Annotated in this window: 20 protein-coding genes; 11 read left to right on the forward strand and 9 right to left on the reverse strand. The window is 72.4% G+C overall.

The window, feature by feature from the left end:
* The first annotated feature begins 71 nt into the window (after positions 1 to 71).
* Together purD and ACOJV9_RS14140 are read left to right on the forward strand one after the other, a co-directional pair.
* Positions 72 to 1352, forward strand: a complete 1281-nt coding sequence (gene purD, locus ACOJV9_RS14135) for a phosphoribosylamine--glycine ligase (RefSeq protein ID WP_420185862.1) — start codon at positions 72 to 74, stop codon at positions 1350 to 1352.
* Positions 1352 to 1798, forward strand: coding sequence for a VOC family protein (locus ACOJV9_RS14140; protein WP_420185863.1), 447 nt, complete (start codon positions 1352 to 1354; stop codon positions 1796 to 1798). Before purD ends, ACOJV9_RS14140 begins: the two co-directional genes overlap by 1 nt.
* Before the next feature lie 23 nt (positions 1799 to 1821).
* Here ACOJV9_RS14140 and ACOJV9_RS14145 read toward each other — a convergent pair whose 3' ends face one another.
* Genes ACOJV9_RS14145 through ACOJV9_RS14155 form a run of 3 tightly spaced genes read right to left on the reverse strand, consistent with a single transcriptional unit; the run spans position 1822 to position 3732 of the window.
* A complete protein-coding gene (locus tag ACOJV9_RS14145) occupies positions 1822 to 2430 on the reverse strand; it encodes an energy-coupling factor transporter transmembrane component T family protein (RefSeq protein ID WP_420185864.1) in 609 nt (202 codons plus the stop codon).
* The gene (locus ACOJV9_RS14150; RefSeq protein WP_420185865.1) at positions 2430 to 3125 is read right to left on the reverse strand and encodes an energy-coupling factor ABC transporter ATP-binding protein; all 696 of its coding nucleotides are present in this window, start codon (positions 3123 to 3125) and stop codon (positions 2430 to 2432) included. The genes ACOJV9_RS14145 and ACOJV9_RS14150 overlap by 1 nt, the downstream gene beginning before the upstream one ends.
* A gap of 19 nt (positions 3126 to 3144) precedes the next feature.
* A complete protein-coding gene (locus tag ACOJV9_RS14155) occupies positions 3145 to 3732 on the reverse strand; it encodes a biotin transporter BioY (protein ID WP_420185866.1) in 588 nt (195 codons plus the stop codon).
* 97 nt (positions 3733 to 3829) lie between these two features.
* On the opposite strand from ACOJV9_RS14155, the gene ACOJV9_RS14160 reads away from it, so the two are divergent.
* From ACOJV9_RS14160 to purL, 3 genes are all read left to right on the forward strand, one after another.
* On the forward strand, positions 3830 to 4720 hold the full coding sequence (locus ACOJV9_RS14160; RefSeq protein WP_420185867.1) for a phosphoribosylaminoimidazolesuccinocarboxamide synthase: 891 nt from the start codon (positions 3830 to 3832) through the stop codon (positions 4718 to 4720).
* Positions 4721 to 4868: 148 nt separating this feature from the next.
* Entirely contained in the window at positions 4869 to 5057 is a 189-nt protein-coding gene (locus tag ACOJV9_RS14165; RefSeq protein WP_420185868.1) for a hypothetical protein, read from the forward strand.
* A 256-nt stretch (positions 5058 to 5313) separates the two neighbouring features.
* Positions 5314 to 9201, forward strand: coding sequence for a phosphoribosylformylglycinamidine synthase (gene purL, locus ACOJV9_RS14170; protein WP_420186005.1), 3888 nt, complete (start codon positions 5314 to 5316; stop codon positions 9199 to 9201).
* 3 nt (positions 9202 to 9204) lie between these two features.
* On the opposite strand, the gene ACOJV9_RS14175 is transcribed toward purL, so the two are convergent.
* A complete protein-coding gene (locus tag ACOJV9_RS14175) occupies positions 9205 to 10002 on the reverse strand; it encodes a spermidine synthase (RefSeq protein ID WP_420185869.1) in 798 nt (265 codons plus the stop codon).
* A 72-nt stretch (positions 10003 to 10074) separates the two neighbouring features.
* On the reverse strand, positions 10075 to 11826 hold the full coding sequence (locus ACOJV9_RS14180) for a bifunctional metallophosphatase/5'-nucleotidase (protein ID WP_420185870.1): 1752 nt from the start codon (positions 11824 to 11826) through the stop codon (positions 10075 to 10077).
* 184 nt (positions 11827 to 12010) lie between these two features.
* Here ACOJV9_RS14180 and ACOJV9_RS14185 point away from each other — a divergent pair, with 184 nt between their 5' ends.
* From ACOJV9_RS14185 to ACOJV9_RS14200, 4 genes are read left to right on the forward strand one after another with little or no spacing between them, the layout of a single operon-like run.
* Positions 12011 to 12400 (forward strand): sterol carrier family protein, encoded by a 390-nt coding sequence (locus tag ACOJV9_RS14185; RefSeq protein ID WP_420185871.1) that lies wholly within the window; start codon positions 12011 to 12013, stop codon positions 12398 to 12400.
* A 6-nt stretch (positions 12401 to 12406) separates the two neighbouring features.
* Entirely contained in the window at positions 12407 to 13297 is an 891-nt protein-coding gene (locus ACOJV9_RS14190) for an LLM class flavin-dependent oxidoreductase (protein ID WP_420185872.1), read from the forward strand.
* A gap of 9 nt (positions 13298 to 13306) precedes the next feature.
* Positions 13307 to 13555: a hypothetical protein gene (locus tag ACOJV9_RS14195; protein ID WP_420185873.1), complete on the forward strand. Its 249-nt coding sequence runs from the start codon at positions 13307 to 13309 to the stop codon at positions 13553 to 13555.
* Complete coding sequence (locus ACOJV9_RS14200) at positions 13552 to 13737, forward strand: hypothetical protein (RefSeq protein ID WP_420185874.1); 186 nt, start codon at positions 13552 to 13554, stop codon at positions 13735 to 13737. Before ACOJV9_RS14195 ends, ACOJV9_RS14200 begins: the two co-directional genes overlap by 4 nt.
* Before the next feature lie 8 nt (positions 13738 to 13745).
* Here the strand turns inward: ACOJV9_RS14200 and ACOJV9_RS14205 are convergent, their stop codons facing one another.
* The 4 genes from ACOJV9_RS14205 to ACOJV9_RS14220 all read right to left on the reverse strand — a co-directional run bounded on the left by ACOJV9_RS14205 (position 13746) and on the right by ACOJV9_RS14220 (position 17649).
* On the reverse strand, positions 13746 to 14546 hold the full coding sequence (locus tag ACOJV9_RS14205) for an anti-sigma factor (RefSeq protein WP_420185875.1): 801 nt from the start codon (positions 14544 to 14546) through the stop codon (positions 13746 to 13748).
* The gene (gene sigK / locus ACOJV9_RS14210; RefSeq protein WP_420185876.1) at positions 14543 to 15145 is read right to left on the reverse strand and encodes an ECF RNA polymerase sigma factor SigK; all 603 of its coding nucleotides are present in this window, start codon (positions 15143 to 15145) and stop codon (positions 14543 to 14545) included. The genes ACOJV9_RS14205 and sigK overlap by 4 nt, the downstream gene beginning before the upstream one ends.
* Before the next feature lie 26 nt (positions 15146 to 15171).
* Positions 15172 to 15840 carry a fasciclin domain-containing protein gene (locus tag ACOJV9_RS14215; RefSeq protein ID WP_420185877.1) on the reverse strand — a complete coding sequence of 223 codons (669 nt, stop codon included), beginning with the start codon at positions 15838 to 15840 and terminating at the stop codon, positions 15172 to 15174.
* Positions 15841 to 16065: 225 nt separating this feature from the next.
* Entirely contained in the window at positions 16066 to 17649 is a 1584-nt protein-coding gene (locus ACOJV9_RS14220) for a molybdopterin-dependent oxidoreductase (RefSeq protein WP_420185878.1), read from the reverse strand.
* 85 nt (positions 17650 to 17734) lie between these two features.
* Between ACOJV9_RS14220 and purF the strand changes: the two genes are divergently transcribed.
* Together purF and purM are read left to right on the forward strand one after the other, a co-directional pair.
* Positions 17735 to 19309, forward strand: coding sequence for an amidophosphoribosyltransferase (gene purF / locus ACOJV9_RS14225; RefSeq protein WP_420185879.1), 1575 nt, complete (start codon positions 17735 to 17737; stop codon positions 19307 to 19309).
* A 43-nt stretch (positions 19310 to 19352) separates the two neighbouring features.
* Positions 19353 to 20477 carry a phosphoribosylformylglycinamidine cyclo-ligase gene (purM, locus tag ACOJV9_RS14230; protein ID WP_420185880.1) on the forward strand — a complete coding sequence of 375 codons (1125 nt, stop codon included), beginning with the start codon at positions 19353 to 19355 and terminating at the stop codon, positions 20475 to 20477.
* The last annotated feature ends 84 nt before the right edge of the window (positions 20478 to 20561 follow it).

Genomic DNA, 20561 nt, shown 5'->3' on the forward strand with positions numbered 1-20561 from the left:
GCCCTCAACGGCGCGTCACCAGCCGACCGCGTGCCCAACCTCTCCGGACAGAACACCTAGGCTTGGCGCCCATGAAGGTCCTCGTCATCGGCGCCGGTGCCCGAGAGCACGCCATCGTCCGCAGCCTCGTGGCCGACCCCTCGGTCGACGCGGTCGTCGCCGCCCCCGGCAACCCCGGCATCGGGCTGGTGGCGCGGTGCGAGCCGCTCGACGACGTCACCGACGGTGCGGCCGCCCTGGCGATCGCCCGCCACCACGAGGTGGACCTCGTCGTCATAGGCCCCGAGGTCCCGCTCGTCGCCGGCATGGCGGACGTCCTGCGGGACGGCGGGTTCGACGTGTTCGGGCCCTCGGCCGACGCCGCTCGCCTGGAGGGGAGCAAGGCCTTCGCCAAGCAGGTGATGTCCGCCGCCGAGGTCCCGACCGGGCTGGCCCACCTGTGCACGACCCTCGACGAGGTCACCGACTCGATGGACGCGCTCGGCACGCCCTACGTCATCAAGGACGACGGTCTCGCGGCCGGCAAGGGCGTCGTCGTCACCGAGGACCGCGAGGCGGGGGTGGCGCACGCCGCCGCCTGCCTCGCCAAGGACGGAGGCCAGGTCGTCGTCGAGGAGTTCCTCGACGGCCCCGAGGTCTCGCTCTTCGTCCTGAGCGACGGGGTGAACGTCCTCCCCCTGTCACCCGCCCAGGACTTCAAGCGGGTGGGGGACGACGACGCCGGGCCCAACACCGGCGGCATGGGCGCCTACAGCCCGCTCGACTGGGCGCCGGCCCACCTCACCGACGACCTCGTGAGCCGGGTCGCCCAGCCGACCGTCGACGAGATGCGCCGCCGGGGCACGCCGTTCGTCGGGGTGCTCTTCATCGGTCTGGCCCTCACCTCCCGCGGCCCCCGGGTCATCGAGTTCAACGCCCGCTTCGGCGACCCGGAGACGCAGGTCGTGCTCGCCCGGCTCCGCACCCCTCTCGGCCAGCTGCTCAGGGCGGCTGCCACCGGCCGGCTCGACGAGTACGACGCGCTGCGGTGGTCCGACGAGCATGCCGTCACGGTGGTCGTGGCTGCCCACAACTACCCCGGAACCCCCCGGACCGGCGACCGGGTGGACGGGCTCGACGACGTCGAGGGCGTCCCCACGGCATACGTCCTGCACGCAGGGACGGCGCTCGACGCCGAGGGGGCACTCGTCTCATCCGGTGGTCGGGTGCTCTCGGTCGTCGCCACGGGCGCCGACCTGCGTGAGGCCCGCGAGCGTGCCTACGCGGCGGTCGGCCACGTGGAGCTCGAGGGGTCGCACCACCGTGGCGACATCGCGCTGCGTGCGTCGCGCGGCGAGGTCACCGTCGGCTGATGGACCGCCCGCAGCCGGAGCTCGGCCTCACGGTGGACTGCACCAACGCCCCGGCGTTGGCGCGGTTCTGGTGCCGCGCCCTGGGCTACGTCGAGTCGCCCCCGCCGCAGGGGTGGAGCGACTGGCCGAGCTTCCTGCGTGAGCACCAGGTGCCCGAGGACGAGTGGGACGACGGCGCGACGATCCGCCCGCGCGCCGGCGACGGGCCGTCGATCAGCTTCCTGCGGGTGCCCGAGCCCAAGACCGTCAAGAACCGCGTCCACCTCGACGTCAGGGTCAGCGGCGGGCGCCACGTCGAGCAGTCGCTGCGGGAGGAGCGCATCCGTGCCGCCGAGGCCGACCTCGTGGAGCACGGCGCCCGGCGTCAGCGGGAGGACCGGGTGGACGGTCACCTCGACCACCTCGTCATGGAGGACCCCGAGGGCAACGAGTTCTGCATCGTCTGAGCGTCGCCCCGAGCCCGGAGCCCTCAGTCGTCGACGCCGCGCGCGCTCAGCGCCTCGCCCAGACGGTCCGCGTGCCGCAGCGATCGGACGATCAACGGCACGGCGAACGCGCGTGGGCTCGACCTGAGGCCGCGTGCGTGCTGCGCCTCGCGCACCTCCTGCGCCAGTCCGAGGACCACGTGCACCGAACGGATCCCGAGGGCGAGCATCAGCCCGACCCGCTGCGGGTCGACGCCGAACCGGCGCAGCCAGCCGGCGCAGCGCACGACGACGTCGACCATCGCCGTCGTGCGGGTCGTGAGGGTCACCAGGCCGGCCAGCAGGACGAGCACGACGAACGAGCCCACGACCCCGACGCCGGTCCGCCAGGAGGCGAACACCCACTGGACGGCGAGGAGCGGCACGGCGACCCACGCCAGCCCGACCACCTGCCGGAGCAGCGCCCGCAGCGGCAGGCGCGCGACGGCATACCCGAGAAGGACGAGCGCGAGGGCGAGGGTGACCTGCCACGGCTCCCGCCACACCGCCAGCGCGACGCCGGTGGCCACGAGGAGGAGCAGCTTCGGCCCGGCCCCGACGCGGTGCACCAGCGAGGTGCCGGGGAGGTAGAGCGGGACGGCCTGGACGGGCATCAGCGGGTCGCGAGCTCACGGTAGGCCGCGACCGCCTCGTCGGCGCCACCGTCGTGGACCACCCGGCCCTCGTCGAAGACGAGGACGCGCTCGAAGCCGCGCAGCAGGTCGAGGTGGTGGGTCACGAGCACGACCTGCTGCGGCAGGTCGTCGACGAGGCGTCGGACCATCTCCGCGTTGCGCAGGTCGAGCAGGGTGGTCGGCTCGTCGAGGACGAGCAAATCGGGCCGGGTCACGAGGACGCTCGCCAGCGCGAGGAGCTGCTTCTGGCCTCCCGAGAGGAGGTGGGCCGGGTGGTCGGCGTGGTCCGCCAGCCCGTATGCCGTGAGCGCCCGTCGGGTGCGTTCCTCGACCTCGTCGCGGGTGAGGCCGCGGCGCCGCAGGCCGAAGGCGATGTCCTCGCCGACCGTCGGCATGACGATCTGCGCGTCCGGGTCGGTGAAGCAGAAGCCGACGCGACGGCGGACCTCGCGGCCGTCACGCACCGTGTCCAACCCGTCGACGGTCACCGAGCCGGTGTCGGGGTGCACCAGACCGTTGAGGAGACGGACGAAGGTCGACTTGCCGGAGCCGTTGGCACCGACGACGCCGATGCGCGCCTCGGGAAGGTGGAGGTCGACGTCGCGCAGCACCATCCGTCGCGCCGCCCCGTCGCCGAACGAGTGGCTGACGGAGCTGACGTGGATGTCGGGCACGGGCGTGGGTGGGGCGGGCTCAGGCGTGGATGCGCGAGGTCTCGTCCACCGGCTGGCGACGCGCGGGGATGAGGCCGGGATAGGCCGTGTGGACGCCGACCGCGACGAGCGCGGTGAGGACCGCCTTGACGAGGTCGCCGGGGATGAAGACACCGGCGAGCGTGGTGGCCTTGATGAGCGAGAGGTCCGCAACCAGCGCCATCCCGACGATGCCGATGGCGTTGAGCACGAGGACGCCGCCGAGGACGTTGGCCATGACGCCGAGCGGGACGCGGTAGGGGCGGCCGATCATCTCGGTGAGGCGCCCGACCAGCCAGGCGGCGACGGGGAAGCCCACGAGGTAGCCGACGCTCGGTCCGGCAAAGACGCCGAGACCACCGCGGCCGCCGGAGAGCAGGGGCAGGCCGATCGCGACGAGCGCGAGGAACAGCAGCACCGCCGACGCTCCTCGCTTCGAGCCCAGGATGGCGCCGGCGAGCATGATGCCCATGGACTGGGCGGTGATGGGCACCGCGCCGCCGAACGGCGCGACCGCGGGGATGAGGCCGAGGGCGGCGATGACACCGGTGAACATCGCGATGAGGGCGAGGTCGCGTGACGAAAGCATGCCCGTACTGTGCCAGTTCGCGGTTGCCGCCGGGAGGCGCGGGTCGGCCCGCGGACGGGTGCCGGCGCGCGGGGGGCGCCCTGCGAGAATCGGCGCCATGACGACGCCCGACGCCCAGGCCCCGGTCGCGATCCCCGGCTTCACGCACGTCTACTCGGGCAAGGTGCGAGACCTCTACGCGCCGGACGGCCGCGACGACCAGCTCCTCCTCGTGGCCTCGGACCGGATCTCGGCGTTCGACTTCGTCCTCGACCCTCCGATCCCGGACAAGGGCGAGGTGCTGACCCGGCTGTCGCTGTGGTGGTTCGACCAGCTGGCGGACCTCGTGCCCCACCACGTGGTCTCGACCGACGTCCCCGACGTCGTGGTCGGCCGGGCGGTGCTCGTGCGCCGCCTCGAGATGGTGCCGGTGGAGTGCGTGGCCCGCGCCCACCTCACGGGGGGCGGGCTGCGGGAGTATGTCGCCGACGGCACGGTGAGCGGCCTCGCCCTGCCGGCCGGCCTCCGGGACGGAGACCGTTTCGCCGCGCCGCTCTTCACGCCGTCGACCAAGGCGCCGATGGGCGAGCACGACGAGCCGATGACCTACGAGGCGGTCGAGGCGGAGGTCGGCCCCGAGCTGGCAGCCCGCCTGCGGGACCTCACGACCCGCATCCTGGCCCGTGGCAACGAGATCGCCGGGGAGCGCGGCATCCTCATCGCCGACACCAAGGTCGAGTTCGGGCTCGACGTCGACGGCACGGTCGTGCTCGCCGACGAGGTCCTCACCCCTGACTCGTCACGGTTCTGGCCGGCCGACCAGTGGGAGCCCGGACATCCCCAGCCGAGCTTCGACAAGGAGTTCGTGCGCGAGTGGCTGCTGTCGGCGGAGAGCGGCTGGGACAAGGCGTCCGGGGAGGCGCCGCCACCGCTGCCCGCCGATGTCGTGGAGCGCACCCGCGCGAAGTACGTCGAGGCCTACGAGCGCCTCACCGGGCAGACCTTCTGAGCGGCTCCGTCGCGCGAAGGGATCAGGGTCGCCTGCCACGGAAGGGCCATGTCACCCGAACTCGACGCTCAGTAGCGTCCGAGCAGGGTTGGCACCGCCCCCCGCGGTGGAACCCGGCCCACCCGACACACGAAGAGCAGGAGCATTCATGAAGCGACTCAGCACCATCTGCGTGATGGCCCTCGGACTCGTCCTCGGCGGCGCGGCCTCGGCGCAGGCCGGCGAGTACAACGGCAAGGGAGCGCCCGTCCCCGGCGGGGAGAACGGCAAGTCGGCGTGCTCGTACTCCGGGCGCGACGTCCCGGACAGCGTCGAGGGGAACCCCCCCCGGTCGTGACGACGACGACCTCTCCTCGCAGCGCAACTACACGCAGAGCTACGGCCTCTTCGTCAGCCTGGGCCTGAAGGACTTCGTCCCCAGCCCGGGCGAGGAGTGCCGGGGGAACCTCGCGGCTCACTGAACCGGTTCCCGGGGCTCGACGACCGCCCTGGCAGCCGCGTCCGGCCTCCCGGACGCGGCTGCCGTGCTGTGTGACGTGGCCAGTAGCCTGTGAGTCGGCCCGGCCGCACCACCCCTCGGAGAACCTCCTGTGTTGGTTTCGTCGCACGACCTCGCCCTGACCACCGTCGAGGGTGGGTCCGCCCTCTCGCCGTTCCGGGCGCGGGCCCTGCTCGCCCGGCTCCGCGCGGTCGACCCGGGAGTCACCGGCGTCACCGCGCGGTTCGTGCACTGGGTCGCGAGCGAGCAGCCCCTCACCGTCGACATCACGGCGACGGTCGAGCGGCTGCTCACCTACGGCGAGGCGTATGCCGGTGAGGCCGGTTCCGAGGGGCCGCACACGCTCGTCGTGGTCGGGCCCCGGCTCGGCACCATCTCGCCCTGGGCGAGCAAGGCCACCGACATCGTCCACAACTGCGGCATCGACATCCGCCGCGTCGAGCGCGTCACCGAGTTCGTCCTGGAGGGTGCCGAGCTCTCGGGTGACGCGTGGGGCGCCGTCGCCGCGGTCCTGCACGACCGCATGACCGAGACCGCGCTGCCGTCGCGCGACGCAGCGCGGGCCCTGTTCGACGAGCGCCAGGCCGAGCCGATGGAGCACGTCGACGTCCTCGGAGGCGGGCGGGCCGCGCTGGAAGGCGCGAACACGGCATACGGTCTGGCGTTGTCCGACGACGAGATCGACTACCTCGCGGAGGCCTTCACCGGGTTGCGCCGCAACCCCACCGACGTCGAGCTGATGATGTTCGCGCAGGCCAACAGCGAGCACTGCCGTCACAAGATCTTCAACGCCGACTACGTCGTCGACGGGGAGCCGCAGGTCCGCAGCCTCTTCGGGATGATCCGGCACACCGAGCAGGTCGCCGGTGCCGGGACGGTCGTCGCGTACAAGGACAACGCGTCGGTCATGGAGGGTCGTCGGGTCGAGCGCTGGCTCCCCGGGCGTGGTGACGGGCCGACGGCCTACGCCGCGCGCGAGGAGGACGTGCACGTCCTCATGAAGGTCGAGACGCACAACCACCCGACCGCGATCTCGCCGTTCCCCGGGGCCGCGACGGGTGCGGGTGGTGAGATCCGTGACGAGGGCGCGACGGGGCGCGGGTCCGCGCCCAAGGCCGGGCTCACCGGCTTCGTCGTGTCCAACCTGCACCTCCCCGGCACGGACGAGCCGTGGGAGCGCGAGGTCTACGGCGCACCCGAGCACATCGCGACGCCGCTCGACATCATGGTCGAGGGCCCGATCGGTGCGGCGGCGTTCAACAACGAGTTCGGGCGGCCGGGGCTCGGCGGCTTCTTCCGCGTCTACGAGCAGACCGTCGACGGCGTGCGCCGCGGCTACCACAAGCCGATCATGAGCGCGGGCGGCCTCGGCTCGATCAGCGCCGACCAGACCGAGAAGGTCCGCTTCCCGGCGGGGACGCTCCTCGTCCAGATCGGCGGGCCGGGCATGCGCATCGGGATGGGCGGAGGTGCTGCGTCCTCGATGGCCTCGGGTGCCAACGCGGCCGAGCTCGACTTCGACTCCGTGCAGCGCGGCAACCCCGAGATGGAGCGGCGCGCGCAGGAGGTCATCAACTCCTGCTGGTCGATGGGCGCCGACAACCCCGTGCTCGCGATCCACGACGTCGGTGCCGGTGGGCTCTCCAACGCCTTCCCGGAGCTCGTCGACGACGCCGGACTCGGGGCGCGCTTCGACCTGTCCGCGGTGCTGCTCGAGGAGTCCGGCCTCGCCCCCAAGGAGATCTGGTGCAACGAGAGCCAGGAGCGCTACGTCCTCGCGATCGCGCCCGGGTCGCTCGAGCTGCTCGAGTCGTTCGCCGAGCGTGAGCGCTGCCCGATCGCGGTCATCGGCGTCGCCGCCGACGACGCCCAGCTGCTCGTGGCCGGCGACTCCGACGACGACGTGCCGATCGACATGCCGATGGAGGTCCTGCTCGGCAAGCCGCCGAGGATGACCCGCGACGCGACCCGGGTGACGTGGACGGGGGACGCGCTCGACGTGGGCTCCGTCGACGTGCTGGACGCGGCCTACGCCGTCCTGCGGCACCCGTCGGTGGCCAGCAAGCGGTTCCTCGTCACCATCGCCGACCGCACGGTGGGCGGCTTCTCGCACCGCGACCAGATGGTCGGGCCGTGGCAGGTGCCCGTCGCCGACGTCGCCGTGACCCTGGCCGACCACGCGGGCTTCGCGGGCGAGGCCATGGCGTCGGGGGAGCGCATGCCGCTCGCGTCCGTGAACGGGCCGGCCTCGGGCCGGATGGCGGTCGGCGAGGCGCTGACGAACCTGCTCGCCGCGCCGCTGCCGGCGCTGACCGGCGTCAAGCTGTCGTGCAACTGGATGGCCGCCGCGGGCGAGTCCGGTGAGGACGCCGCCCTCTACGACACCGTCGAGGCCGTGGCCATGGAGCTGTGCCCGGCGCTCGGGATCTCGGTGCCCGTGGGCAAGGACTCGATGTCGATGCGGACCCGCTGGACCGATGCCGACTCGGGGGAGTCACGGCAGGTGACGTCGCCGGTGTCGCTCGTCGTGTCGGCGTTCGCCGCCCTGCCCGACGTGCGGGGGACGCTCACGCCGCAGCTGCAGCCCGACTCGGCGCTCGTCCTCGTCGACCTCGGTGCCGGTGCCGACCGTCTCGGCGGCTCGATGCTCGCCCAGGTCTCCGGCGTCTTCGGCGGTGACGTGCCCGACCTCGACGACCCGTCTCGGCTCGTGGCCCTCGTCGAGGCGGTGCGTGAGCTGCGTTCTCGGGGGCTGGTGTCGGCCTACCACGACCGGTCCGACGGTGGCCTCTGGGCGACCGTGTGCGAGATGGCCTTTGCCAGCGGTCTCGGGGTGGAGCTCGCCGTCGACACGGTCGAGGCTCTCTTCAGCGAGGAGCTCGGCGCCGTCCTCGGGGTGCCGGCCGACGCGGTGGGCGAGGTCCGCGAGGTGCTCGTGCGTGCCGGGGTCGGCGAGCTCTCCTCGGTCGTCGGCGGCACCCAGCAGGAGCGTCGGGTGCGGGTCTCCGTCGACGGTGAGATGCCCATCGACGAGGCCGTGCGCGACCTGGCGCAGGCCTGGGACGAGGTGTCCTGGCGGATCTCGTCGCTGCGCGACAACCCCGAGTGCGCCGACGAGGAGCACGCGTCCGTCGGGTCCGACGACGACTCCGGCCTGCACGTCTCGACCTCGTTCGACCCGGCCGAGGACGTGGCGGCGCCCTTCCTCAACGTGGGCGCGCGGCCCCGGGTGGCGATCCTGCGCGAGCAGGGCGTCAACTCCCATGTCGAGACCGCCTACGCCTTCCACCGGGCGGGGTTCGAGACCCTCGACGTCCACATGACCGACCTCCAGACCGGCCGGGCGTCGCTGGCCGACGTCGTCGGCCTCGTCGCCTGTGGCGGGTTCTCCTACGGCGACACCCTGGGGGCCGGTGAGGGATGGGCCCGCTCGGTGCTCTTCAACGACCGCCTCACCGACGAGTTCCACGACTTCTTCCACCGCGGTGACACGTTCGGGCTCGGCATCTGCAACGGCTGCCAGATGTTCGCGGCGCTGGCCGACCTCATCCCCGGGGCGCAGGACTGGCCGCGGTTCACCCGCAACCGCTCCGAGCAGTACGAAGCACGCCTCTCGCTCGTCGAGGTGCTCGACTCGCCCTCCATCTTCACCTCGGGCATGGCCGGCTCACGGATCCCGATCGCGGTCGCCCACGGCGAGGGCTTCGCCGACTTCTCCGTCCGCGGCAACGAGGCGCGCGTCCAGCGCGTGGCGCGGTACGTCACCAACGACGGCGGCGTCGCGACGGCATATCCGCTCAACCCGAACGGGTCACCGGACGGGCTCACGGCCGTGACGACCCCCGACGGCCGGTTCACCGCGATGATGCCGCACCCGGAGCGGGTCCAGCGCAACGCCCAGATGTCGTGGACGAGCGGCCGTGTCGAGGACCTGTCGCCGTGGATGCGCCTCTTCCGCAACGCCCGCACCCACGTCGGCTGACGCTCAAGGGGGTGGCGCGGGGGACGGGGCGGTGTCCGCGGCGGCCGCGCTGAACGGCGCCGTACTGGCGCTGCGCTCGAGCACCTGCCGTGGTGCCACGACCCCGGTCGGCAGGGGCTGGCGGGCGGCGGCGCGCATGAGGTCGTCGACGGGCAGTGCGTCGCGCGAGGCGAGCAGGACGACGTTGCCGTAGCCCTTGGACTTGAGGACGCCGTGCAGGGCGACGTATGCCGTCTGCGCACCCGGGCCGAGCGCGTCCCTGGCACCGGCGGCAACGCGGGCGGCATACCGCAGCCCGGGCCGGTCGCCGAGGTTGGCGAGGAAGAGCCCACCCGGTGCGAGGACCCGTGCGACCTCGCCCAGCCACTCCACGGTGGTGAGGGAGGCGGGGACCTGCCCGCCGGCATACGCGTCCAGGACGACGAGGTCGGCACTGTCGGGTGCGAGCGCGGCCACGCCCTCCTCACCACCGAGCGGGCGCACCCGGATCCGGTGGCCACGCGGGAGCGGCAGCTCGCGGCGCACGGCCTCCGTGAGCGCCGCGTCCGGCTCGAGCACGATCTGGGGTGATCCGGGGCGGGTGTGGTGCACCCACCGCGCCAGCGTCAGCCCGGCACCGCCGACATGGGTCACCCGCAGGGGCGCCGGCCGCGCGAAGACCGCGTCGACGGCCAGGGCGAGGTGCTGGACGTACTCGAAGGCGAGGTAGGACGGGTCGCTGAGCGACACCGCAGACTGGGCGTGGTGGCCGACATGGACCCACGTCACGTCGCCGTCGGCGACGAACTCGGCCTCACTCACCCGCACAGCCAAGCACCCCCTCGCGCCGACGTGGCGCGAGGGGGTGCGAGGGGTGGTGCGGCCGGGGACCGGTCAGAGGCCGTCGACGCGGCTGGCCGGAGCGGTCAGACCGGGGTTGGCCTCGAAGTACTCGACGAGGTTGGCCAGGTCCTCCGGGCCGCCGGCGCGGTTCGTGCCCTGCGTGAAGGCGGTGAACAGGTCTCCCCCGTCGGCGAGGAAGTTCAGCGTCGCGACCCGGTAGGTCGTCGTCGGGTCGATCGGCGTGCCGTCGAGGGCCATGGAGCCCCGGACGACGCGCGAGCCCTGCGGCTGCGACGCGTCCCAGCCGTAGGTGAACCCCTCGGACACACCCAGCGCCAGCGTGGGGCGCGAGCCACGGGCGGCCACGGGCTGGTACTGCTGCTCGAGAGCCTGGCGGATCTGGTCACCGGTCAGGTCGATGCTCACGAGCAGGTTGTTGAACGGCGCGACGTCGAACGCCTCGGCGTAGGTGATCTGGCCGGAGCCCTCGGTGTACTTCGGCGTCATCGGCAGGTCCTCGCGAACGCCTCCGACGTTCATGAAGGCGATCTGTGCGCCGCCCTCGTCGGCGCCGTCGGTGCCGGCGAGGATCGCGTCGGCCACGACGTCGGCCATCGGGGTCTCGATGCCGCGGTTGCCGCTGGAGTCACCGAGGATGTCCTCGGAGTGCGTCCCGACGACCTCCGCCTTGAGCGGGCCGGCGAGGGTGTTCCACTTGTCGATGATGCTCGTGATCGCCGGGTCCTTCGGCGCCGTCCGGGCGACGAGGTGGTTGACCGCGCTGGAGCGGTCGCGCACGACCTCACCGTTGCGGGTGTTGATCACGAGACTGGTCTCGGTGACGGTACGACCGTAGTCGTGCGCGCTCGTCACCAGACGCGAGTTGCCTGCCGGGTCCGGAAGCGAACAGATGTAGCCCTGGTGGGTGTGACCGGTGATGATCTGGTCGACCTCGGGCGTGATCTGGGCCGCGATCTCGGCGATCGGTGCGGAGATGCCGTTGCAGCCGTTGATCGTGCCGGTCTGGTAGCCCCCCTCGTGAAGCAGGACGACGATGCTCTTCACGCCCAGCTTCTTCAGGGCTGCAGCCTGGGCGTTCGCGGTCGTGACCTCGTCGAGGAAGTCGACGGATGACACACCGGCAGGGCTGACGAGCGTCGGCGTGGCCTCGAGGGTCATGCCGATGAAGCCGACCTTGACCCCGTTGACGGTCTTGACGGACGTGCCCGGCAGGAGGGTCTGGCCGTCGTCCTTGCGGACCACGTTGGCCGAGAGCCACTGGAAGTCGGCACCGGCGTAGGGCTGGTCGGGGAAGTAGCAGCCGTCGGTCGGGTGGCAGCCGCCGTTCTGCATGCGGAGCAGCTCGTCGGTGCCCTCGTCGAACTCGTGGTTGCCGACGGAGCTGACATCGAGCTTCATCTCGTTGAGCGACTCGACGGCCGGCTCGTCGTGGAACATGCCGGAGAGGAACGGCGACCCGCCGATGAGGTCACCGGCTGCGACGGTGAGGCTCGAGCCCTTGCCGGCCTTGGCCCGCAGGTTGCTCAGCGTGGTCGAGAGGTGCTCGGCACCGCCGACCGGGGTCTGGCTCGGGTCCTCAGTCGGCGTGAGCTTGGGGTCGGTCGCCTCGAGGTGCCCGTGGTAGTCGTTGAACGACAGCAGCTGCACCGTCGTGAGGTTGGGGTTGCCCCCGGGCTTCTTCGGCTCTGCCCGTTCGGCGGTGGCCGGGGCGGCCGCGAGGGTTGCGGCGCAAGCCGCCGCCAGAACGGTTGCGCCGACCCGGCGCCTGGTGGTGATCGTCATGCCAACTCCTGGTTCCGCCACTCCGGTGAGTGCGCGCGCGTCGTCGCCGGCAGGGTCGCGGCAACTCGGCCTATGGTGCCCTGATCGGGGACGTTTGCACAGCCTTCTGTGCAAACGTGACGTGAACGACGTGCGACGGGCCGCTGCGGCGGTGTCGTCCGAGGTCAGACCTACGATGGGCGGTATGCCGCCCCGCCGCCGAGTGCCCGTCGCCGCCGGTCACGCGGCACTCACCACGTGGGTCGCCGACCCTGCCGCGGCCGACCGCGCGACGACCGCGCTGGCAGTGCGGTTCACCCTCGAGGAGCTCGGCATCCGTGCTCCCGGTCGCAGCGTCGAGGTGCGCGTGCCGCCCTTCGGCGTGGTCCAGTGCGTCGAAGGGCTCCAGCACCGCCGTGGCACCCCGCCCAACGTCATCGAGACCGACGCGGCGACGTGGCTGGCGCTCGCCGTCGGCCGCGAGGACCCGGCGGAGGCTGCGGGTGGGGGTCGGCTGAGGGTGAGTGGCACGCGAGCCGACCTCACGGCATACCTGCCGCTCTTTCCCGACCACCCCGACGACGAGACGAGCTGAGCCGACGTGCGACACGGGATCTCGATCCTGCCCGACCTCCCCTGGCGTGAGGCCGGCCCACGGTGGCGGGCGGTCGAGGAGATGGGGTTCAGCCACGCCTGGGTCTACGACCACCTCGTGTGGGGTGGTCTCCCGGACAGCACGTGGTTCCCGGCGGTGCCGACGCTCGCCGCGGCCGCGGGGGTCACGTCGACGATCCGGCTCGGCACCTTCGTCACGTCGCCGAACTTCCGCCACCCCTACCTCTTCGCCCGCGACGTCCTCGCCCTCGACGACCTCTCCGGCGGCCGCTTCCTCTGCGGTCTCGGCACCGGCGGAGACCTCGACTCGACGATCCTCGGGGAGTCGCACGCGCTCAAGGCGCGGGTCGACCGCTTCCACGAGTTCGTGCCGCTGCTCGACCGCCTCCTGCGCGAGGACCACGTCGACCACGACGGGCAGTGGTATGCCGTCCGGGACGCCCGCACGCTGCCGGCGCCCGTCCGCGACCGCGTGCCGTTCGTCGTTGCGGCCAACGGTCCGAGGTCGCTGAGGCTCGCGGCCTCGCACGGTGACGCGTGGGTGACCACGGGCACCGGGGGCGAGACCCTCGGGGAGTGGTGGGACGGCGTCGCCGGGCTGGCGCAGCGGTTCACGGACACGGCCGGGTCGGAGGGCAAGGACCGCTACCTCCTGCTCGACGCCTCCCCCCGGTTCTCGCTGGAGTCGGCCGACCTCTACGAGGAGATGACCGGCCGCGCGGCCGAGCTGGGCTTCACCGACACCATCACGCACTGGCCCCGGCACGAGGCCCCGTACGCCGGGTCCGAGGCGACGCTGGAGGAGGTCGCCTCGCGATTTCGGCCGCGCGGCGGGGACGCCGGGGCCTCCGGTGGCTGCGCGCCCGAGGCGAAGTAACGTGGGCGTGTGAACAGCCCGGTCCGCCGTCCCAACCACCTCCGCGTCCTCATCATCGGCGCGGTGGTCGGCTTCGCCATCGGTGGTTTCCTCGGGGTCTACCGGGGCCTCGAGCCGTCCTCACGCGTGGTCCAGGGTGAGTACTCCACCTCGTCGGCCGTCGGCTACCTCGGCCTCATCGGGGCCATCGTCGTCGGGCTCCTCGCCGCGGCGGTCTCCATCCTCATCGAGAGCATCTCCGAGCGGCGCAACCGATGAGCTCGGGTCTGCGGCTCGCCCTGGGCATCCTGCTCGTCGTCGTCGGGCTGGTCTGGATGCTGCAGGGCCTCGGTGTGCTCGGTGGCAGCGCGATGAGCGGTGTGACCCTGTGGGCGGTCGTCGGACCACTGGTGGCCCTGGCCGGGGTCGGTCTGGCCGTCACGACCCGCCGTCGCCCCTGAGGTCGAGCTCAGGCGAAGGAGAAGAGGGCGACCGGTTCAGAGGTCGGCGCCTGCGAGCCGGTCGCGGGCTCGAGCGTGATGCCGGCGCCGGTGGCGACGGTCGCGTCGCCCTCGAGCATGACGGCGACCGTCTGGTTGGACGTGGGGATGAGCCCGGCGCTGACCATGCCCTGACCCGGCACGTCGAACCAGAGCTGGTAGGCCTTGCCGGCGGGGGGCGTCGGCATCGCGTCGGCGACGAAGACCGCCTTGTTCATCGACGGGCTGCGGACGATGGCGATCTCGGAGGCGCCCATGGGCTGCTCGAGCCGCTGGGCGTCGTCGGCCCGGAGCACCTGCTCGGTGGCGGTGACCTGCTGCCCCGTGGTGCCGTCGTCCCACGGCTGCCACGTCGCGGCGGCGACGCCGATCACCGCGGCGGCGGCGGCTCCCGCGAGCCACGGCTGGACTCGGCGACGGCGCCGGGCGGCGAGCTCGTCGACGACGGGCTCACCCTGCGCGGCGGCGGCGGGGGTGGTGGTGGCGGTGGTGGTCGGGGCGGGCTCGGCGTTCACGGAAACCGCGCCGGCCTGGGGCAGGGGGGAGAGCTGGCGGGTCTGCGAGATGGCGGACAGCACCGAGGCGCGCAGCGCCGGGGGCGGGGACAGCTCGACGTCGGAGGTGAGGGTCGCGGCGGCGGCGCGCAGCTCGGCGACCTCGGCCCGACAGTCGGGGCACTGGTCGAGGTGGATCTCGAAGGAGTCGCGCTCCTCCGCAGTCACGGCATTGACGGCATACGCGCCCGCCAGAGCGTGGGTGTCAGGGTTCATGCCGTCACCTCCAGGGTGTCACGTAGTCGGATGAGACCGTCGCGGATCCGCGTCTTCGCGGTCCCGAGCGGGATGTCGAGGAGGGCGGCCACCTCGGTGTGGGTGTGGCCCCCCAGGTAGGCGAGCTCGACGGCTCCCCGTTGGGTGTCGGTGAGGCTGGCCAGTGCCCGCCTCACGCGTTGCTGGTCGAGGCGGACCTCGACCTGCTCCAGCGTCGAGTCGTGCTCGCGTTCGGCGGTGGTCGTCTCGTAGGTGACCTCGCGTGCCTTGCTGGCCTCGACCGAGCGGATCCGGTCGACGGCCTTGCGGTGCGCGATGGTGAGCATCCAGGAGAGGGCCGAACCCCTGGAGGCGTCGTAGCGGGTGCAGTGCCGCCAGATGTCGAGGTAGGCGTCCTGGGTGACCTCTTCGCTCTGCGCCCGGTCCCGGACCACCCGGACGACGAGCCCGTGGAGGCGGGTGGCGGTCGCGTCGTAGAGCTCCGCGAACGCCGCCTCGTCACCGCGTGCCGACCGGGCCAGGAGAGCGCCCAGGTCCGGCCCCACGGCAGCGGTCGGTAGGGACTCGTCCCCGGATCCGACCGCTGCCATGATGACCATGATGGCCTACGTGGTGTGGAGCCGGATCACATGGCCGGCAGAAGGACACCGTCGATGATGTAGACGGTGGCGTTGGCGGTCTGCACGTTGCCGCAGATCACCTTGGCCTCGCCGACGGTGAAGTCCTCGCCACTGCCCGCGACGGTGATGGTGCCGCCACCGAGGGTCTTGTGGTCACCGGCGATCTTGTCGGGGGCGATCTTGCCCGCGACGACGTGGTTGGTGAGCACCTTGGTGAGCAGGCCCTTCGGGTCGGCCATCGCGGCGTCCATCGTCGCCTTGGGGAGCTTGGCGAAGGCGTCGTTGACCGGCGCGAAGACGGTCAGCTCGGGGGCGCTGTTGAGGGTGTCGACGAGACCGGCCTCACCGACGGCGGTGACGAGGGTCGACAGGAGCGGGTTGGCGCTCGCGGCGGTGGCGACGGGAGCCGTCGACATGCCGTCGAACGAGCCGGCGCCCGAGGCGGGGACCTGGCTGCAGGCGGCGCCGAACGGCTTGCCCGCCATGGCTCCGGAGGTGGACTCGGAGGCGGACTCCGAGGGGGAGGCCGAGGCGCTGGGGGAGGCCGACGCCGAGGTCGAGCTCTCCGTGGTGGAACCGGCGTCGGTGTCGGCCTCCGAGCTGCCGCAGGCCGCGAGGCCGAGCGGGAGGACGAACGCGAGGGCGAGGGCCGAGGAGCGGTGCGTGAGCTTCATGATCGATCTCTTCCTGGAAAGGGTTGGCGTACACCTCTTGTTCGAGGCTGCTCCCCACCCGGATTGCCTGTCGCGCAATGTTTGTCGAACTTTTTTCGCCACCCCCCGACACAGCTTTTGCTCCCCATGGGGGAACCTTCGGGGTCCGGAGGGAAATGTTCCCTCCGGACCCCCACGGTTCCCTCCTGGGGAGCAAAAGTGGGGGCGCGGTGTGGCGGGCGCGGGCTACTCGACGGTGACGGGGATCGTGTGCCAGCCGGTGGCCCCGCGGGGGAAGGGCTCGGTGCGCTGCTCCGGCTGGACCGCCCCGGTGAGGTCGGTGGCACGGACGGTCAGCTGGTGCTGGCCGGCGGGCGCGTCCCACTCGAGGTACCACTGGCGCCAGTAGTCGATGTTGGCGTCCGGTCCGAGCATGGCCTGCTGCCACGGTCCCTCGCCGATGCGGACCTCGACCTTCTGTATGCCGCGTCCCTGGGCCCAGGCGACGCCGCCGATGACGTTCTTGCCGGCCTTGAGCTGCGCCAGGCCGCGGGGCGTGTCGATCCGCGACTGGGTGAGCACCCGCCCGTCGATGGCCCAGTCGCGCTCGGTCCAGTAGGCCTTCTTCTCGGCGTAGGTCGTGGCGGTGAGGCGCTCGACCCACTTCGTGGACCCCACGAACCCGAAGAGGCCGGGGGTGACGAGGCGCACGGGATAGCCGTGGCGGCGGGGCAGCGGCTCGCCGTTCATCCCGATGGCGAGCAGGGCCTCGCGGTCGTCGGTCAGCGCCTGGACCGGGGTCGAGATCGTCATGCCGTCGACCGACGTGCTGAGGATCTGGTCGGCACTCGAGCGGACCCCGGCCTGCTCGAGCAGCTGGCGGACGGGGACGCCGAGCCAGCGCGCGGCACCGATGTAGCCGCCGCCGACCTCGTTGCTCACGCAGCACATCGTGATGTCCTTCTCGACAAGGTTCATGGCCGTGAGGTCGGCGTAGCTGATCGAGAAGGGGTTGTCGACGTCGCCGTCGATGGTCAGCTCCCAGCTGTCGGCATCGACGCGCGGGATGACCAGCGCGGTGTCGATCCGGTAGAAGTCCTTGTTGGGCGTGCGGAACGGCACGAGTCCCTTGACCCGGCCCTCGAGCCCGGCCGGCAGCGGCGGCAGCGCCTCGGCCGCGGCGGGCAGGGAGGCCGAGGACGGGGCGATCGCGTCGGACGTGAGCTTCTGGCCCAGCCCGCCGACGGCGGCCGCACCGACGGCGGTGCCGCCCGCGGCGAGCAGGAAGCTGCGGCGCGCCGGCGCGACCGGGGCTCCCGTCTCGCGGGCGTTGTGGTCGGTCGGTCGCTCCTGGCGCGCTGCGACGCCCTCTTCCGTGCCCCCAGCACGCGGAAGAAGACCGAGCAGCAGTCCGAGAACGGCCACGCCGACGAGCCCGGTCACCAGACCGGGGATGACGTCAGCAGGCCCCGCCGTGGGACGCAGGACGGCCGCGGCGGTGGCGAGCAGGGCCAGCGCGAGGATGACGAGCCGGCCCACGGTGGGTCGGCGCGCCGCGAGCACCCCGGCCACGGCGGCGAGCAGGAGCGTGACGAGCGCCACGCTGCCGATGAGCACCGGCTTGTCGGCGGTGCCCATCGTCCGGACCGCCCACTCCTTGACCGGCGTCGGCGTCGCGTCGATGACGGTCGAGCCGACGGCCAGCACCGGGGAGGCCTCCGGGGCCACGAAGTACGCAGCCAGGTGACCGGCCGCGGCACCGGCAGCGGCCGCGAGCAGGCCGCTGGCGGCATACGGCCAGCGTGAGCGGGTGGTGCCGGAAAGGTCCATGTCCAGTCATTCGGAGCCGAGGCCGGTGCGGATGGGTGGCGGACGGTCGCACCGGTGTCCCGCGTGCTCGTGGGACACTGACAGCGTGGCACGCGGAGACGGACGACTCACCCACGACCTCATGCCCGGCGAGAAGGGCCCTCAGGACGCCTGCGGCGTCTTCGGTGTCTGGGCCCCCGGCGAGGACGTCGCCAAGCTGACCTACTACGGCCTCTACGCCCTGCAGCACCGCGGTCAGGAGTCGGCGGGCATCGCCGCGTCCAACGGTCGCCGGCTCCTCGTCTACAAGGACATGGGCCTGGTCTCGCAGGTCTTCGACGAGCGGTCGCTGGGATCGCTCAAGGGCCACCTCGCGGTCGGCCACTGCCGCTACTCGACCACCGGCGCCTCCACCTGGGAGAACGCGCAGCCGACCCTCGGCGGCCACGACGGCGGCACCGTGGCGCTGGCCCACAACGGCAACCTCATCAACTCCGCGGAGCTGCGCGACCTCGTCGACGAGCGCACGGGAGCCGGCCCGCACCCCGGCGAGCTGGGTCGCGGCAACACCACCGACACGGCCCTGGTCACGGCCCTGCTCACCGCCGACCCCGACCGCACCCTCGAGGACTCCGCGCTCGACGTGCTCCCGCGGCTGCGTGGCGCCTTCTGCTTCGTCTTCATGAACGAGCACACCCTGTATGCCGCCCGCGACCCGCAGGGGATCCGTCCCCTCGTGCTCGGCCGGCTCGAGCGCGGCTGGGTGGTCGCCTCGGAGACGGCGGCGCTGGACATCGTCGGCGCGTCCTTCATCCGCGAGGTCGAGCCGGGCGAGCTCATCGCGATCGACGAGGACGGTCTGCGCTCGCAGCGCTTCGCCGAGACCGACCGCAAGGGCTGCGTCTTCGAGTACGTCTACCTCGCCCGTCCCGACACGACCATCAACGGCAAGGTCGTCCATGAGGCCCGGGTCGAGATGGGTCGCGCCCTCGCCCGTGAGCACCCGGTCGATGCCGACCTCGTCATGCCCACCCCGGAGTCGGGCACGCCCGCGGCGATCGGCTACGCCCAGGAGTCGGGCATCCCCTACGGGCAGGGCCTGGTCAAGAACGCCTACGTCGGCCGCACCTTCATCGCCCCCTCGCAGACCATCCGCCAGCTCGGTATCCGGCTCAAGCTCAACCCGCTCAAGGACGTCATCAAGGGCAAGCGGCTCATCGTCGTCGACGACTCGATCGTCCGCGGCAACACGCAGCGCGCGCTCGTGCGGATGCTGCGCGAGGCCGGGGCCGCCGAGGTCCACGTCCGCATCTCCTCGCCCCCAGTCCGCTGGCCGTGCTTCTACGGCATCGACTTCGCGACCCGGGCCGAGCTCATCGCCACGGGCATCGGGGTCGAGGAGGTCTGCCGCTCGCTCGGAGCCGACTCCCTCGGCTACATCTCCGAGGAGGGGATGATCGCCGCCACCGACCAGGCGCCCGACAAGCTCTGCACCGCGTGCTTCACCGGCACCTACCCGATCGAGCTGCCCTCGGCCGACCGGCTCGGCAAGGGGCTGCTCGAGCTCGAGTTCCCCGTCGACGCCGGCGCCAGCGACGTCACCGACACGGGGACGCTCGACGTCGACCGGGTGTCGGTCACGGCCGCCGGTGGCGCCGCGGAGGCCGTGCGCCGCCCGTGACCCGTCTCCGGTGCACACCGATCCGATCACTAGGCTGACCGGCGTGAGCGGACAGGGCGAGCAGATCACGTATGCCGCGGCAGGCGTCGACGTCGAGGCAGGTGACCGTGCCGTCGAGCTGATGAAGGCCGACGTGCGTCGGGCGACCCGGCCCGAGGTGCTCGGCGGGCTCGGCGGCTTCGCGGGCATGTTCGACGCGAGCGCCCTGACCCGTTTCGAGCGGCCGGTCCTCGCCTCGAGCACCGACGGTGTCGGCACCAAGGTCGCCATCGCGCAGGCGCTCGACCAGCACGACACCATCGGCTTCGACCTCGTCGGCATGGTCGTCGACGACATCGTCGTGTGCGGGGCGGAGCCGCTCTTCATGACCGACTACATCGCCTGCGGCAAGGTCGTGCCCGAGCGCATCGCCGCCATCGTCGGCGGCATCGCTCGTGCCTGCCAGCAGGCGGGGGTGGCCCTCGTCGGCGGCGAGACCGCCGAGCACCCCGGTCTCCTGGGTCCGGACGAGTACGACGTGGCGGGCGCCGCCACGGGCGTCGTCGAGTACGCCGACGTGCTCGGACCCGACCGGGTCACAGCCGGTGACGTCGTCCTCGCGCTCGAGTCCAGCGGCCTGCACTCCAACGGCTACTCGCTCGTGCGCCGCATCGTCTCCGCCGCCGGCTGGGAGCTCGACCGCGACGTGCCCGAGTTCGGGCGCACGCTCGGCGAGGAGCTGCTCACCCCCACCCGTGTGTATGCCGCGGACCTCCTGGCGCTCATCCGTTCGGACGGCGTCGACGTGCACAGCCTCAGCCACGTGACCGGCGGTGGGCTCGCGGCCAACCTGGCGCGGGTGCTCCCCGACACCGTGCTGGCCCGGGTCGACCGCTCCACGTGGACCCCGCCTGCCGTCTTCAGCACGCTTCAGCAGCTCGGCAACGTCCCGCGCGACGACATCGAGCGCACGCTCAACATGGGTGTCGGCTTCGTCGCCGTCCTCCCCGCCGCGTCCGTGGACCGTGCCGCCGCGGTGCTGGCAGAGCGCGGTATCCGGTCGTGGGCCCTCGGTGACGTGCAGGCCCTCGACGGCGCGAGCCTCGACTCCGGCGCCGAGGTCGTGCGGGGCGCCAAGGGTGTCGACGGCGGCTCGGTGCAGGTGCTCGGCGACCACCCCTCCGCCTGAGCCGCGACCGCTCGTCGCCGAAGTTTTTCCGTCGGGCGCTACTGGCCGGGGTCGGGTCGGGGTATGGCGCCCCCACGCAGGCCA

Origin of the sequence: Knoellia terrae (genome assembly GCF_048606435.1) — a bacterium.
Classification (GTDB): Bacteria; Actinomycetota; Actinomycetes; order Actinomycetales; family Dermatophilaceae; genus Knoellia; species Knoellia terrae.

Excerpts from the sequence above, each read along its gene's own strand:
- ACOJV9_RS14205 (WP_420185875.1), bottom strand. The coding sequence starts at position 14,546 with ATGAACCCTGACACCCACGCTCTGGCGGGCGCGTATGCCGTCAATGCC.
- sigK (WP_420185876.1), bottom strand. The coding sequence starts at position 15,145 with ATGGTCATCATGGCAGCGGTCGGATCCGGGGACGAGTCCCTACCGACC.
- ACOJV9_RS14165 (WP_420185868.1), top strand. The coding sequence starts at position 4,869 with ATGAAGCGACTCAGCACCATCTGCGTGATGGCCCTCGGACTCGTCCTC.
- ACOJV9_RS14140 (WP_420185863.1), top strand. The coding sequence starts at position 1,352 with ATGGACCGCCCGCAGCCGGAGCTCGGCCTCACGGTGGACTGCACCAAC.
- ACOJV9_RS14185 (WP_420185871.1), top strand. The coding sequence starts at position 12,011 with ATGCCGCCCCGCCGCCGAGTGCCCGTCGCCGCCGGTCACGCGGCACTC.
- ACOJV9_RS14160 (WP_420185867.1), top strand. The coding sequence starts at position 3,830 with ATGACGACGCCCGACGCCCAGGCCCCGGTCGCGATCCCCGGCTTCACG.
- purD (WP_420185862.1), top strand. The coding sequence starts at position 72 with ATGAAGGTCCTCGTCATCGGCGCCGGTGCCCGAGAGCACGCCATCGTC.
- ACOJV9_RS14155 (WP_420185866.1), bottom strand. The coding sequence starts at position 3,732 with ATGCTTTCGTCACGCGACCTCGCCCTCATCGCGATGTTCACCGGTGTC.
- ACOJV9_RS14180 (WP_420185870.1), bottom strand. The coding sequence starts at position 11,826 with ATGACGATCACCACCAGGCGCCGGGTCGGCGCAACCGTTCTGGCGGCG.
- ACOJV9_RS14215 (WP_420185877.1), bottom strand. The coding sequence starts at position 15,840 with ATGAAGCTCACGCACCGCTCCTCGGCCCTCGCCCTCGCGTTCGTCCTC.
- ACOJV9_RS14220 (WP_420185878.1), bottom strand. The coding sequence starts at position 17,649 with ATGGACCTTTCCGGCACCACCCGCTCACGCTGGCCGTATGCCGCCAGC.
- ACOJV9_RS14145 (WP_420185864.1), bottom strand. The coding sequence starts at position 2,430 with ATGCCCGTCCAGGCCGTCCCGCTCTACCTCCCCGGCACCTCGCTGGTG.
- ACOJV9_RS14200 (WP_420185874.1), top strand. The coding sequence starts at position 13,552 with ATGAGCTCGGGTCTGCGGCTCGCCCTGGGCATCCTGCTCGTCGTCGTC.